13 protein-coding genes are annotated in these 13,008 nt (G+C 57.4%); 4 read left to right on the top strand and 9 right to left on the bottom strand.

What is annotated here, in order from left to right; all coding sequences use genetic code 11:
• Positions 1-14 precede the first annotated feature (14 nt).
• From ruvC to C8K63_RS01600, 5 genes are all read right to left on the bottom strand, one after another.
• The gene (gene ruvC / locus C8K63_RS01620; protein ID WP_008015799.1) at positions 15-539 is read right to left on the bottom strand and encodes a crossover junction endodeoxyribonuclease RuvC; all 525 of its coding nucleotides are present in this window, start codon (positions 537-539) and stop codon (positions 15-17) included.
• Positions 540-665: 126 nt separating this feature from the next.
• On the bottom strand, positions 666-1,412 hold the full coding sequence (locus C8K63_RS01615; protein ID WP_046042206.1) for a YebC/PmpR family DNA-binding transcriptional regulator: 747 nt from the start codon (positions 1,410-1,412) through the stop codon (positions 666-668).
• A gap of 128 nt (positions 1,413-1,540) precedes the next feature.
• A complete protein-coding gene (gene aspS / locus C8K63_RS01610; RefSeq protein ID WP_108215097.1) occupies positions 1,541-3,316 on the bottom strand; it encodes an aspartate--tRNA ligase in 1,776 nt (591 codons plus the stop codon).
• A 119-nt stretch (positions 3,317-3,435) separates the two neighbouring features.
• Positions 3,436-3,657 (bottom strand): FmdB family zinc ribbon protein, encoded by a 222-nt coding sequence (locus C8K63_RS01605; RefSeq protein WP_032829812.1) that lies wholly within the window; start codon positions 3,655-3,657, stop codon positions 3,436-3,438.
• 135 nt (positions 3,658-3,792) lie between these two features.
• On the bottom strand, positions 3,793-4,128 hold the full coding sequence (locus C8K63_RS01600) for a ribbon-helix-helix domain-containing protein (RefSeq protein WP_108215096.1): 336 nt from the start codon (positions 4,126-4,128) through the stop codon (positions 3,793-3,795).
• Between the two features lie 595 nt (positions 4,129-4,723).
• Here C8K63_RS01600 and C8K63_RS31095 point away from each other — a divergent pair.
• Positions 4,724-5,326 carry a cold-shock protein gene (locus C8K63_RS31095; protein WP_108215095.1) on the top strand — a complete coding sequence of 201 codons (603 nt, stop codon included), beginning with the start codon at positions 4,724-4,726 and terminating at the stop codon, positions 5,324-5,326.
• A 64-nt stretch (positions 5,327-5,390) separates the two neighbouring features.
• Here C8K63_RS31095 and C8K63_RS01590 read toward each other — a convergent pair whose 3' ends face one another.
• A complete protein-coding gene (locus C8K63_RS01590) occupies positions 5,391-5,597 on the bottom strand; it encodes a SlyX family protein (protein WP_108215094.1) in 207 nt (68 codons plus the stop codon).
• A gap of 3 nt (positions 5,598-5,600) precedes the next feature.
• A complete protein-coding gene (locus C8K63_RS01585; protein WP_108215093.1) occupies positions 5,601-6,026 on the bottom strand; it encodes an HIT domain-containing protein in 426 nt (141 codons plus the stop codon).
• Positions 6,027-6,938: 912 nt separating this feature from the next.
• On the opposite strand from C8K63_RS01585, the gene C8K63_RS01580 reads away from it, so the two are divergent.
• Entirely contained in the window at positions 6,939-8,267 is a 1,329-nt protein-coding gene (locus C8K63_RS01580) for an OprD family porin (protein WP_108215092.1), read from the top strand.
• Positions 8,268-8,408: 141 nt separating this feature from the next.
• Here C8K63_RS01580 and C8K63_RS01575 read toward each other — a convergent pair whose 3' ends face one another.
• Positions 8,409-9,251, bottom strand: a complete 843-nt coding sequence (locus C8K63_RS01575; RefSeq protein ID WP_108215091.1) for a mechanosensitive ion channel family protein — start codon at positions 9,249-9,251, stop codon at positions 8,409-8,411.
• Between the two features lie 136 nt (positions 9,252-9,387).
• The gene (locus C8K63_RS01570) at positions 9,388-9,873 is read right to left on the bottom strand and encodes a YajQ family cyclic di-GMP-binding protein (protein ID WP_007977344.1); all 486 of its coding nucleotides are present in this window, start codon (positions 9,871-9,873) and stop codon (positions 9,388-9,390) included.
• A gap of 135 nt (positions 9,874-10,008) precedes the next feature.
• On the opposite strand from C8K63_RS01570, the gene C8K63_RS01565 reads away from it, so the two are divergent.
• Positions 10,009-10,926: a putative 2-dehydropantoate 2-reductase gene (locus C8K63_RS01565; RefSeq protein ID WP_108215090.1), complete on the top strand. Its 918-nt coding sequence runs from the start codon at positions 10,009-10,011 to the stop codon at positions 10,924-10,926.
• 44 nt (positions 10,927-10,970) lie between these two features.
• On the top strand, positions 10,971-13,007 hold the full coding sequence (locus C8K63_RS01560) for a PAS domain-containing sensor histidine kinase (protein WP_108215089.1): 2,037 nt from the start codon (positions 10,971-10,973) through the stop codon (positions 13,005-13,007).
• Position 13,008 lies beyond the last annotated feature (1 nt).

Raw genomic sequence — 13,008 nt, 5'->3', positions numbered from 1 at the left:
GATTGCTGATGCTATCAGAGACGCAGGCGCCCGCCACGACTGCGTGCAGCACCCAGACCATGGGGCAGCAGGCTGGAGCGGGTATGAGCATGGCAGATGGCAATGGCCAGGGCGTCCGAAGCATCGATCTGCGGTTTGCTGGTGAGCTTGAGCATGTGCATCACCATCATTTGCACCTGCTCCTTATTGGCCGCGCCGGTGCCTACGACCGCCTGCTTGACCTGGGTTGCGGTGTATTCGGCAATTTCCAGGCTTTCCTCGGCACCTGCCACGATCGCTGCGCCACGGGCCTGCCCCAGTTTCAGGGCGGAGTCGGCGTTACGGGCCATGAACACCTTTTCGATCCCCATGGTCACCGGATGGTAAGTCTGAATGATCTCTCGCACCCCGCGATAGACAATCTGCAGTCGCTCATGCAGCTCGCCGGCACCGGTGCGGATACAACCGGAGGCGACGTACTCACAGCCACGGCCGGTATCACGAACCACACCGTAACCGGTGATGCGCGAACCGGGGTCGATACCAAGAATCAAAGTCATAACGCCTGCAGGCTTTAAATGTAGGAGCGAGCTTGCTCGCGATGGACGTCAACGATAACGCGGCTGACTTGAATGAACGCCGCTCTCAGGTTTTTCGCGAGCGAGCTCGCTCCTACAAAAGGCAAATCAGCCGAGCTGTGCAGCCACCGACTCCGGGATGTCCGCGTTGGAATAGACGTTTTGCACGTCGTCCAGGTCTTCGAGCATGTCGATCAGCTTGAGGACTTTCTCGGCGCCTTCCAGATCGAGTTCGGCACTGGTGGTCGGCAACATGACGATTTCCGCGTCGTCACCTTTGAAACCAGCCGCTTCCAGTGCGTTACGCACGGAATAGAACCCGGCAAACGAGGTGAAAACGTCGATAGAACCGTCTTCGTTGGTCACCACGTCATCAGCGTCGGCTTCCATGGCCGCTTCCATCAGTGCGTCTTCGTCAACGCCGGCCGCAAAGGAGATCTGTCCCTTGCGTTCGAACAGATAGGCCACCGAACCGTCAGTGCCGAGGTTGCCGCCGCATTTGCTGAACGCGTGACGAACAGCGGCCGCAGTGCGGTTACGGTTATCGGTCATGCACTCGACCATCACCGCGACGCCACCGGGGCCGTAGCCTTCGTAGGTCAGTTCGACCATGTCGTCGGTATCGGCGGCACCGGCACCACGAGCGACCGCCCGATCAATGATGTCGCGGCTCATGTTCGCGCCAAGGGCCTTGTCCAATGCCAGGCGCAGACGCGGGTTGGAACCTGGATCACCGCCGCCCTGACGAGCCGCGACGGTCAGTTCACGAATCCACTTGGTGAAAATCTTGCCTTTTTTGGCATCCTGACGTTCTTTGCGGTGCTTGATGTTCGCCCACTTGGAATGACCTGCCATAACTCGCTCCGAATTCTCTTTGAAACATTGCCCGCTGCGCTGCATTGCGCCGGCCGACAAACAAAAATCTTGAACTGCTCTGCCTATAAAGAAAAGGCGCATCCACAGATGCGCCCTTCAGGTCAGCCTTACTCGGCCTTAGGCGTTTCGCGCAGGCGAATGTGCAGCTCGCGCAATGCCTTGGCATCCACCTGACCCGGCGCCTGAGTCATGACGTCCGCCGCGCTCTGGGTTTTCGGGAAGGCGATCACTTCACGGATCGACTGGGCACCGGTCATCAGCATTACCAGACGGTCCAGACCGAAGGCCAGGCCACCGTGCGGCGGTGCGCCGTATTTCAGGGCGTCGAGCAGGAAGCCGAACTTCTCTTCCTGTTCCGCTTCGTTGATGCCCAACAGGCGGAAAACCGACTGCTGCATCTCTTTGCGGTGGATACGGATCGAACCACCACCCAGCTCAGTACCGTTCAACACCATGTCGTAGGCACGGGACAGAGCGCCAGCCGGGTTGGCTTCCAGCTCTTGCGGGGTGCACTTCGGTGCGGTGAACGGGTGGTGCAAGGCAGTGAAGCTGCCGTCGTCGTTTTCTTCGAACATCGGGAAGTCGACGACCCACATTGGCGCCCACTTGCAGGTCAGCAGGTCCAGGTCGTGGCCCAGCTTGATCCGCAGCGCGCCCAGGGCTTCGCTGACGATCTTCGCCTTGTCGGCGCCGAAGAACACGATATCGCCGTCGACCGCACCGACGCGATCGAGGATCACGTTGAGGTTGGCTTCAGGGATGTTTTTCACGATCGGCGATTGCAGACCTTCAACACCGGCAGCGCGCTCGTTGACCTTGATGTACGCCAGGCCCTTGGCACCGTAGATGCCGACGAACTTGGTGTAATCGTCGATCTGCTTGCGCGGCATGCTTGCCCCGCCAGGTACGCGCAAGGCGGCGATGCGGCATTTCGGGTCGTTGGCCGGACCGCTGAACACCTTGAAATCGACTTCCTTGAGCTGATCGGCCACGTCCACCAGTTCCAGCGGGTTACGCAGGTCTGGCTTGTCGGAACCGTAACGGCGCATGGCTTCTTCGAAGGTCATGTGCGGGAAATCGCCGAACTCCAGATCCAGCACTTCCTTGAACAGATTGCGGATCATTTGCTCGGTCAGGCCCATGATCTCTTTTTCATCGAGGAAACTGGTCTCGATGTCGATCTGGGTGAATTCCGGCTGACGGTCGGCGCGCAGGTCTTCGTCACGGAAGCACTTGGCGATCTGGTAGTAACGGTCGAAGCCGGCCACCATCAGCAGTTGCTTGAACAGCTGCGGCGATTGCGGCAGGGCGAAGAACGAACCGGCGTGAGTACGGCTCGGCACCAGGTAGTCGCGCGCGCCTTCAGGGGTGGCACGGGTCAGGATCGGCGTCTCGACGTCGAGGAAGCCGTTCTCGTCCAGGAAGCGGCGGATGCTGGTGGTCATACGCGAACGCAGGCGCAGCTTCTCGGCCATTTCCGGGCGACGCAGGTCGAGGAAGCGATAGCGCAGGCGGGTTTCTTCGCCGACGTCGGAGAACTCGTTCAACGGGAACGGCGGGGTTTCCGATTCGTTCAGCACTTCCAGCTCATAGCCGAGGACTTCGATCATGCCCGACGCCATGTTCGCGTTGGTTGCACCGGCCGGACGCAGGCGAACCTTGCCGGTGATCTTCACGACGTACTCGCTGCGCACGCGATCGGCTGCGGCGAAGGTTTCAGCGCGGTCCGGATCGAACACGACCTGGGCCAGACCATCACGATCACGGATATCGAGGAAAATCACCCCACCGTGGTCACGGCGACGATGGACCCATCCGCAAAGGGTAATTTCCTGGCCGTCCAGGCTTTCGTTCAGTTGGCCGCAATAATGGCTGCGCATCATGGTCGTGGTTTCACTTCTCGTAATTCGAAATTCGGTGGAGATCCTACAGCAGCCCCGCCTTTAAAAAAGTCGCCGGGTGATGCAAGAGCACGCGTGTCGTTCAACTCAGGTTCCAGACCTTAGTCAGCTTTGTCGCCGCCGGCCAGGTTCTTCTTGGAACCGGTCTTGAAATCGGTTTCGTACCAACCCGTGCCGCTGAGGCGGAAGCCCGGCATGGACAGCAACTTTTTAAGCTCTGGCGCCTGACAGGCAGGGCAGTCGACCAGCGGTGCATCGCTGATCTTTTGAATGGCTTCCAACTGATGACCACAGGAAGCACATTGATAATCGTACATCGGCATGGAGTTGTCTCGGCGATCAGATTGCTACCGCACACGCAGGGTTTTGCGGCAAAGAGCGGGATTATATCCATTAAATGCGGCCTGTGCAGCCGTAAGACTGCACAGACCGACACTCTGCTGCTTTCGCCGCCCAGTCTAGGCCATGACGGTGCAACCCCCTTCCTTGAGGCTGTGCACGACACAGACAACCCGTACCAACCCACTGAAGTTCCTTACCCCGCCGTGACGCAAGTGAACTTCGCGATCCACGTGAGATAACAGACTACTGACCGAGCAACCATTGGCCCGGGCCATCTCCCCCAAAATATCCCAATAAACCTGTTCAAGCCGCAAACAGGTGGCGAAGCCATTCAATCGTACGGAGCGGGACAAGGGCTGGGCCAGCCCCATATCGAACTCGCGAACAAACGGATCAACCCTTACATCCCTGTGCGAACCGTATCGCCCCTCTTCTTGCCGTTCATAAACCATAACGCTGACACTCCTTTGCCATCCTGGTTTCGTTAAGAGCAACTGTCTGTCGACATATAAAAACGCAGGTGCAGAGGTATAGCCAGACGACTTCCTGACCTTCGACGTAGGACAAGCCAACAACTCTTGGCAGATCCTGGAGAACGTCCTACTCCGGACAATTTCCCACGCAGTGAAGTGACTCCCACTTCAGAAACACAGGATCGAATGGCGTAGGAAAGAAGAGCGCGAACACTAAGAAACACCCACTGAAAGATTTAGCCAATCGACTGCATCGACCGGTTGAATCCCCCCCTAAAGGTGGCGGGCTTCATCCAACAGGCGCCCAACCTCTCTAGCAAGCCTGCCGTCGCATCACAGCCTCTGAACTTCGACCAACCCGCGGCAAATTGCCTCAAACGAGCCGCCGGACGCCCTGATTTGAGTAGCCTGCGGCTTTGCTGTTAAATAGGCAGCGTGTCGCCAGTGCCTATTTTTTCCGGGCACGGCGCATAGGCTGATACCGGGTACGTGTCCAACGCCTCTTTATTATCTTGAAGCGAACCGTGCGCCATCAGCTCTTCCTTGTGAACTGTCTTAACGTGAGTTAATCAAAATGTTGAAAATCGTCCATCTACTGATAGGCGCAGCGGCCTTGCTGCTGTCCTTCGTCCCTAGCCTGCAATCCGAAGCCTTACCTTACCTGCAACAACCTGATGCGCTGTACCTGGCCTTTTTCGGCCTGCTCAACCTCACACTTGCACCTGTCATCCCTTACTGGAACAAAGGTCCGCGCCACCAACTGCAAAACCTGGTCAGCGCCCTGCTCTTTCTGGCGGTAGTCCTGCAAACCCTGACGCTAATCGCACCGATGCCTGTCATCGCCGGTCAACCCGCCGTTCTGTTCAGTCTGATTGCAACCTTCATCGCTGTTGTCCTGCACCTGGGCGTCAGCTTCTACAAATCGTCACCGGTAGCCACCTCGCCAAGCTACGACATGAGCAACCGCGATACCGGCACCGTCAAATGGTTCAACACATCCAAAGGCTTCGGCTTCATCTCCCGCGACTCCGGCGACGATATCTTCGTCCACTTCCGGGCCATTCGCGGTGAAGGTCACCGCGTCCTGGTAGAAGGCCAGCGCGTGGAGTTCTCTGTCATGAATCGTGACAAGGGCCTGCAAGCCGAAGATGTGATCGCGGCGCTGCCGCGCCGCTGATTCAAGGCTAAAAAAAACCGCGCACAGCCGAGCTGTCCGCGGTTTTTTTATGCCTGCGATTTATTCAATAGTGGGGCGGCGGCGCTTCTTCTTCGAATGACTCGAACTGGCCGACCATTTCCTCCTGCCGCTTGAGCAGCGCAGCCATTTGCAACTGCAGATGCTCGACCGCCCGCTGCTGCGCCACCAGCACATCGTTCAATGCCTGGATGGTGTCATCCTGAAACGCCAGACGACTTTCAAGCTCGGTAACGCGTTCTTCCAGGCTCATTATTCAGCCCTCCAGAAACGTAAAATCATCGGTCAAAATCAAGCGCAAACGTTCGCGAATCGCGGCGATCTGCTCCGAACCGTAGGGTTTTGCCGGGTGCTTACCCCAAACCGGCGCTGGCCAGGCGGCATCTTCGCGCTTGCGCACAATCACATGCATGTGCAACTGACTCACGACATTGCCCAGCGCCGCCACATTCAACTTGTCCGCATCGAACGAGTCCTTGAGCACTTGCGAAAGCACAGTTGTTTCCTGCCAAAGCCGTTGCTGATCTGCGACATCCAACTGAAATATCTCGCTGATAGCCTCGCGACGAGGTACCAGGATGAACCAGGGATAGTTCGAATCGTTGGACAGCAGCAACCGGCAGAGCGGAAAGTCCCCGATCGGTAACGTATCTTGTTGAAGTCGTGGATCTAAAGCGAACACTGCGCACACTCCCGCCGGATCATCATTTTTCAGCTTAGCGCTCATCCTGACGGGACGGCGCGCCAAACGACCGGACGGCAGCATACCTGCGAACGGCACATGCTTCACGACGAACCTTGCACAGAGGTCACGAGCGCCTGCAAAAAGCTGACACCCTGCCCCCAAATGAGACATTTTTCGCTGCTGCGCACCACTACAGAACCGATCAGCCGGCAAAAAACGCCGAAATAACTGATTAGCAACGAAGAGTTCGCGCCAGACAAGCGGTCAACAGGAGTGAATTCAGTACCAGGCTAAAAAATTTTTTGCACCAAAACCGCACAGTGGGTCTACGCTGAGCGCTTCGACATCCGCCATTTACTCACTGGCGGGGTGAACCGGTAACATTTTTGTTTGCAAGGCAGTCGACCAGAAGGGTGCAACATGATGCCAGGCAAGGCGTCAAGCCCAAACTAAACGCGCTTGTCCCCCCGGTTTTATGAGGTTTTTACAGCGTCAGACAGTCATTTTGAAAAAGCTGCAACAAAATTCGAATTTGTGCACGTTTGTTGCATTCACACCCAACATCGCCTGATGTGACACCCGCGGGAAGCGGAGGCCTTCAGGCAAAATAAACAGTGGCAAGGTAGCCCGATGGAGATTCAAACGTTTCACCAGGACTCTTTTTACCGGCGCCAAGGCTCGGAAAACAGCATTAAAGTTGTCAGCCCGGTTGCGCTGGAGCTGGAAATTTGCGACATCTAGCACGCTATTTGCGACAGGGTCGTAAAGAAGGCGAAAGGTTAGATACGCAAGTATCGCCAACATTGTCGGCGTGATATAAGTTTGCGCCGACACAAAAAGAAAGAGCCGCCCAGATAATAAACCAGGTGGGACGGCAGTACTCTTCTAAAACCAAAGGAGCAAATCACGATGCGCGTGATGAAGTGGAGCATGATCGCACTGGCAGTTGCAGCAGCAGCCAGTACTCAGTTGGCAGTAGCCGCACCTTTCGTAAGCGACCAGGCCGAAGCCAAAGGTTTCGTTGAAGACAGCAAGCTCGACCTGCTGGTTCGCAACTACTACTACAACCGTAACAAGAAAGACGGCGCAGTCGATGACAAAGACTGGACCCAGGGCATTCAGGGCATGTACAGCTCTGGCTACACCCAAGGCCTGATCGGTGTTGGCGTTGAAGCTTGGGGCCAACTGGCCATCAAGCTGGACGGTTCCGACAAATATGCAGGCTCCGGCAACATGTCCGTGGACGGTGATGGCGAAGTCAACAACAGCCAGGGCAAAGCCGGCGCTGCCGCCAAGTTCCGTATCTCCAAGACCGAGCTGAAAGTCGGCGACATGCAGCCAAGCACCTCTCCAGTGTTCGCTGTAGGCGGTTCCCGTATCCTTCACCAAACTGCCAGCGGTATCCAACTGCAGAGCAGCGAAGTTACAGACCTCGACCTCGAAGCCGGTCACTTCTACTCGGCAACCAGCCAGGACAGCAACGCCCGTGACGGCGACCTGTGGGCTACTTACGCTGGCGTGCAAGCCAACTCCATCGACTACTTCGGTGGCAAGTACGGCATTACCCCTGACCTGAGCGTATCGCTCTACGGTGCCAAGCTCGAAGACGTCTGGAACCAGTACTACGCCAACGCGAACTACACCCTCGCACTGGGCGGCGACAACTCGATCAACTTCGACGGTAACATCTACAACACCCAGGATACCGGTAACGCTAAAGCAGGCGAAATCAGCAACACCGCCTACTCCCTGGCTGCTGCTTACTCGTTCCTGAAAGCACACACCGTGACCCTGGGCTTCCAGAAGGTCAACGGCGATACCCCGTTCGACTACATCGGTGTGGGTAAAAACAACCGCGGTGGCGACTCGATCTTCCTCGCCAACTCCATTCAGTACTCTGACTTCAACGCTCCGGGCGAGAAGTCGGTACAAGCCCGTTACGACCTGAAAATGGCCGAGTACGGCGTACCTGGCCTGAGCTTCATGGTCCGTTACGCGAATGGTTGGAACATCGACGGTACCAACACTCCAGCGAACAGCCCCTACGCCGGTCTGTACGGTGCAGACGGCAAACACCACGAAACCAACGTGGAAGCCAAGTACGTCATTCAAACCGGCCCAGCCAAAGATCTGTCGTTCCGCATCCGTCAAGCATGGCACTCTGCCAACACTGACGAAGGCGAAGGCGATATCTCTGAGTTCCGCCTGATCACCGACTACCCACTCAACATTCTGTAATCGCAGAAAGTTAGTTCGCGGTAATCAAAAAAAGGCCCATCTTCGGATGGGCCTTTTTCGTTGTCTGCTGTACAACATTTAACCAAACAGACTCTGCGGTACATGCCTGATCAAGAAGCCAGGCACTAACCGCCCCCCCCCTTACTGCACCGCCGACTCCTGAACCACACGAATAACCCGCTGTGGAAATGGAATATCAATGCCCGCCTCTCTCAGACGATCACGGGACAGTTCGTTGAACATGAACATCACATCCCAATAATCCGCGGTCTTCACCCAAACACGCAGGGAAACAGTGATAGAACTGTCGCCCAATGTCGATATGACTGCCTGAGGCGCCGGGTCAATCAATACACGCGGATCCTTGGCCAGTTCCAGCAACACTTCTCGGGCTTTCTGCAGGTCCGCTTCGTAATCCACGCCTACATCAAACACGACTTTGCGGGTCGGCTGACGATTGGTATTGGTGATAATGCCGTTCGACAGATTACCGTTGGGTACGATGATGGTTTTGTTATCACCGGTACGCAGTACGGTATGGAAAATCTGGATGCTATCGACAGTACCGGCGACACCCTGAGCCTCGATCCAGTCACCGATACGAAATGGACGGAACAACAGAATCAGCACGCCGCCCGCAAAGTTCGCCAGGCTGCCCTGCAACGCTAGACCAATGGCCAGACCTGCCGCACCAATTGCCGCAACGAACGACGTGGTTTCCACCCCGATCATCGAGGCCACGCTGACGATCAGCAAGATCTTGAGGATGATGTTCGCCAGGCTGCTGATAAAGCCCTGAAGCGCCAGGTCGGCATTACGCAATGCAATCAGGCCGCCGAGCTTTTTCGTGACCTTGTTGATCAGCCACCAGCCAATGGCCAGGGTAATGACCGCCAGCAGTACACGGCTGCCGTATTCCATGATCATCGGGATCCAGGTTTGGGATACCTTGACCAGATTGTCTACCTCGGCATTTAAGTCCATCTACTCTCTCCTGTTTTCCGGCTACCCGGCCTGCGTAAAAAAGCGGCAGAAAGATCGAACCACGACGGGCTAAATCGTTTCTGCCGTAGCTTGGATCTGCGACGTCGCAAACGCCAAGAGGTTCCCGCTCTCAGGGTCAGTCGCGGAAGTTGTTGAACTGCAGCGGCATACCGAATTCCTTGGCCCGCAGCACCGCAATGGCTTCTTGCAGGTCATCACGCTTCTTGCCGGTTATACGAACCTGCTCGCCCTGAATGGCCGCCTGGACCTTGAGCTTGGCATCTTTGACGTGAGCGACGATTTTCTTCGCCAGTTCCTTGTCGATGCCTTCCTTGAGGACGGCTTCCTGCTTCATCAGCTTGCCTGACGCGAACGCGTCCTTGACTTCAAGGCACTGAACGTCGATTTTGCGCTTGACCAGAGCCAGCTTGAGGATCTCAATCATCGCTTCAAGCTGGAAATCCGCTTCCGCGGTCAGGTTGACGGTCAGGTCTTTTTCCTTGAACTCGAAGCTGCCTTTGCCTTTCAGGTCATAACGACGATCGAGTTCCTTGACGGCGTTCTCGACCGCGTTGGTGACTTCGTGTTTGTCCAGTTCGGATACCACGTCGAACGACGGCATGTAATCTCTCCAAATTTAAAGGCGCACTGATGGAGCACGCCTGGCTTGCGGTTAAAATCCGCGCTGATTATAACGGGTCTTTCCCATCATTCACTGTGAGCTGCCGATGCACGCCTTAAACAGAGCAAAAAGCTGATGTCTACCACCTGGCATGTTCTGGGCGCCGGCAGCCTCGGCACTTTATGGGCGACACGTCTGGCACGGGCTGGAGTGCCGGTCAGGCTGGTCCTGCGGGACACCGTGAGGCTGCAGGCCTATGAGGCGGCCGGTGGATTGACACTGGTGGAACACGGCGAGGCGCAACACTATGCCGTGCCCGCCGAGACAGCCGACAGCACCCAACCGATCAACCGCCTGCTGGTGGCATGCAAGGCCTACGATACCGAAAGCGCGGTGGCCCGACTGGCGCCACGCCTGGCCCCAGGTGCCGAACTGATCCTGCTGCAAAATGGCCTGGGCAGTCAGGACGCCGTGGCGGCACAGGTGCCCCAGGCACGCTGCATCTATGCGTCGAGCACCGAAGGCGCCTACCGCGAGGGCGATTGGCGCGTAGTGTTTGCCGGGCATGGCTTCACCTGGCTGGGGGATGCGAGCCATCCGATGGCGCCGATCTGGCTCGATGACCTGAGCACTGCCGGCATCCCCCACGAGTGGAGCACCGAAATCCTGACCAGGTTGTGGCGCAAACTCGCTCTTAACTGTGCGATCAATCCGCTGACGGTACTGCACGATTGCCGCAACGGCGGTTTGCAGCAACATCACTGCGAAGTCGCTACTCTGTGCGGCGAACTGGCGGAGTTGCTTGAGCGTTGTGGTCAGCCGGCAGCGGCCGAAAACCTGCAGCAGGAAGTCGAACGGGTGATTCACGCCACCGCAGCCAACTACTCCTCGATGCATCAGGACGTCACAAGCCAGCGCCGCACAGAAATCAGCTACCTGCTGGGCTACGCCTGCAAAGTGGCCGGGCGTCATCAATTGAACCTGCCTCACCTCAATCAGCTTGAGGCAAGGTTGATCGCTCGCCTGCAAAGCCTTGGATTGCCCAGCGACTGAGCAGCGGCTACGCTGGCCACTTGTACTTTTCAGCGATGAACCCAATGCAATTGCGCCAGCGTCTTGAAAACCTGCCTGTCGGCCAGAAACTTCTGGCAGCCCTGCTAGTCCTGTTGACCACTGTCCTGTTGGTCGCCAACCTGACCTTTATCAGTGCCGCGTACTACATCTCCCAGGAAAGCATGGCGCCCCAGGCCCTGCAGACCATCGGCCGGCTGGTATCCAACCCGAGCCTGACCTCCGAAGCCCTCGATTCGCCGCAAAGCGCCGAGCGCCTGCTAAACGAACTCAATAGCTATTCGCCGTTGCGCGCGGCAGTCCTGTATGACGGAAAAGGCGAGCAATTGGCGCAATTGCAGCATGGCGACAAACTGGAGTTGCCGAAACGGTTCCGGCATATCGAAGACTGGCAGGTTACCGAGTTTCGCAGCAACCAGGTCATTACCCTGCCCCGCCCCGGAGCTGCACCGGGGCATTTGCTACTGGTCGCCAGCAGTGAACTGCCAGTGGCGTTCTATACCGGGACCCTGACGGCCAGTCTGGGGATTCTGATTTTCAGTGTGCTGCTCTGGCTGGTCATCGCCCGTCAAATCAAGCGCCTGATTACCCGGCCGATCCACCAACTCGAAGAGCTGTCCCGGCAGGTAACCCGTGAAGAAAATTACGCACTGCGAGCTTCACGAGGAAACCACGATGAAATCGGCAGCCTCGCGGAGGCGTTCAACACCATGCTTTCGCGAATCGAGGCCCGGGAGCAGCAACTCAAGCGGGCCCGGGACGACTCCCAGGCAGCCTACGACCAGGCCCAGGGTCTGGCGGAAGAAACCCGGCACACCAACCGCAAACTGGAGCTTGAAGTCCAGGTGCGCAGCAAGATCGAGAAAAAGCTCACCGGCTTCCAGAACTACCTCAACAGCATCATCGACTCCATGCCATCGGCGCTGATCGCCCTCGACGAACAGCTCTACGTGACGCAGTGGAACCAGGAAGCCAGCGCACTTTCCGGCACACGCCTGGACGAAGCCCTGAACCAGCCCATCTTCCTCGCCTTCGAACCGCTCAAGCCGTTCTTGCCACAACTCAAGCAAACGGTCGAGCAGCATACGGTGGCCAAAATCGAACGCGTCACCTGGCTCAAGGATGACGAGCCCCGCCACTATGCCCTGACCTTTTATCCATTGATGGGCGGCGCCGGGCGTGGCGTGGTGATCCGGATCGACGACATCACCCAGCGCCTGTCCCTGGAAGAGATGATGGTGCAGTCGGAGAAAATGCTTTCTGTGGGTGGTCTTGCCGCCGGCATGGCCCACGAAATCAACAACCCGCTGGGTGCGATCCTGCACAACGTGCAAAACATTCGCCGACGCCTGTCCCCCGATCTGCCGAAGAACCTTGAAGTGGCCGAACAGGCCGGCATCGAACTGACGGCGGTCAATCAGTATCTGCAATTGCGCGAAGTGCCGAAGTTACTCGACGGCATCCAGCAGGCCGGTGCCCGGGCCGCCAAAATCGTCACCCACATGCTCAGCTTCAGCCGTCGCAGCACCCGCCAGATGGCTCCGTGCGATCTACCCGCCCTGATCGACCAAGCGGTGGAGATCGCCAGTAACGACTTCGACCTGGCGATCGGCTTCGATTTCAAGGGCCAGGCCATCATTCGCCAGTTCGATCCGGCGCTGGGCCCGGTCCCCGGCACCGCCAACGAGCTGGAGCAGGTACTGCTCAACCTGTTGAAAAACGCCGCGCAAGCCATTCACCAGCGTGAAGACAGCAGCGAGCCGGGACGGATCATTCTGCGCACCAGACTGAATCCGCCGTGGGCGGAAATTCAGGTCGAGGACAATGGCATCGGCATGAGCGAAAGCGTGCGCAAACGGACCTTCGAACCGTTCTTCACCACCAAGGAGATCGGCCAGGGCACCGGACTTGGGCTGTCGGTGTCGTACTTCATCATCACCAACAACCACAAGGGGCAGATGGAAGTGCAATCGACCCCAGGCCAAGGCACGTGCTTCACCTTGCGCCTGCCCCTGGCGAGCACGCCACCTGTCTCGCAACAACTCAATCTGCTATCGAGGTAAC

The organism is Pseudomonas sp. GV085, assembly GCF_003050925.1.
Lineage (GTDB): Bacteria > Pseudomonadota > Gammaproteobacteria > Pseudomonadales > Pseudomonadaceae > Aquipseudomonas.
Note: the sequence above shows the minus strand (reverse complement) of the source record. Positions and strands in the feature narration are given on the sequence as shown.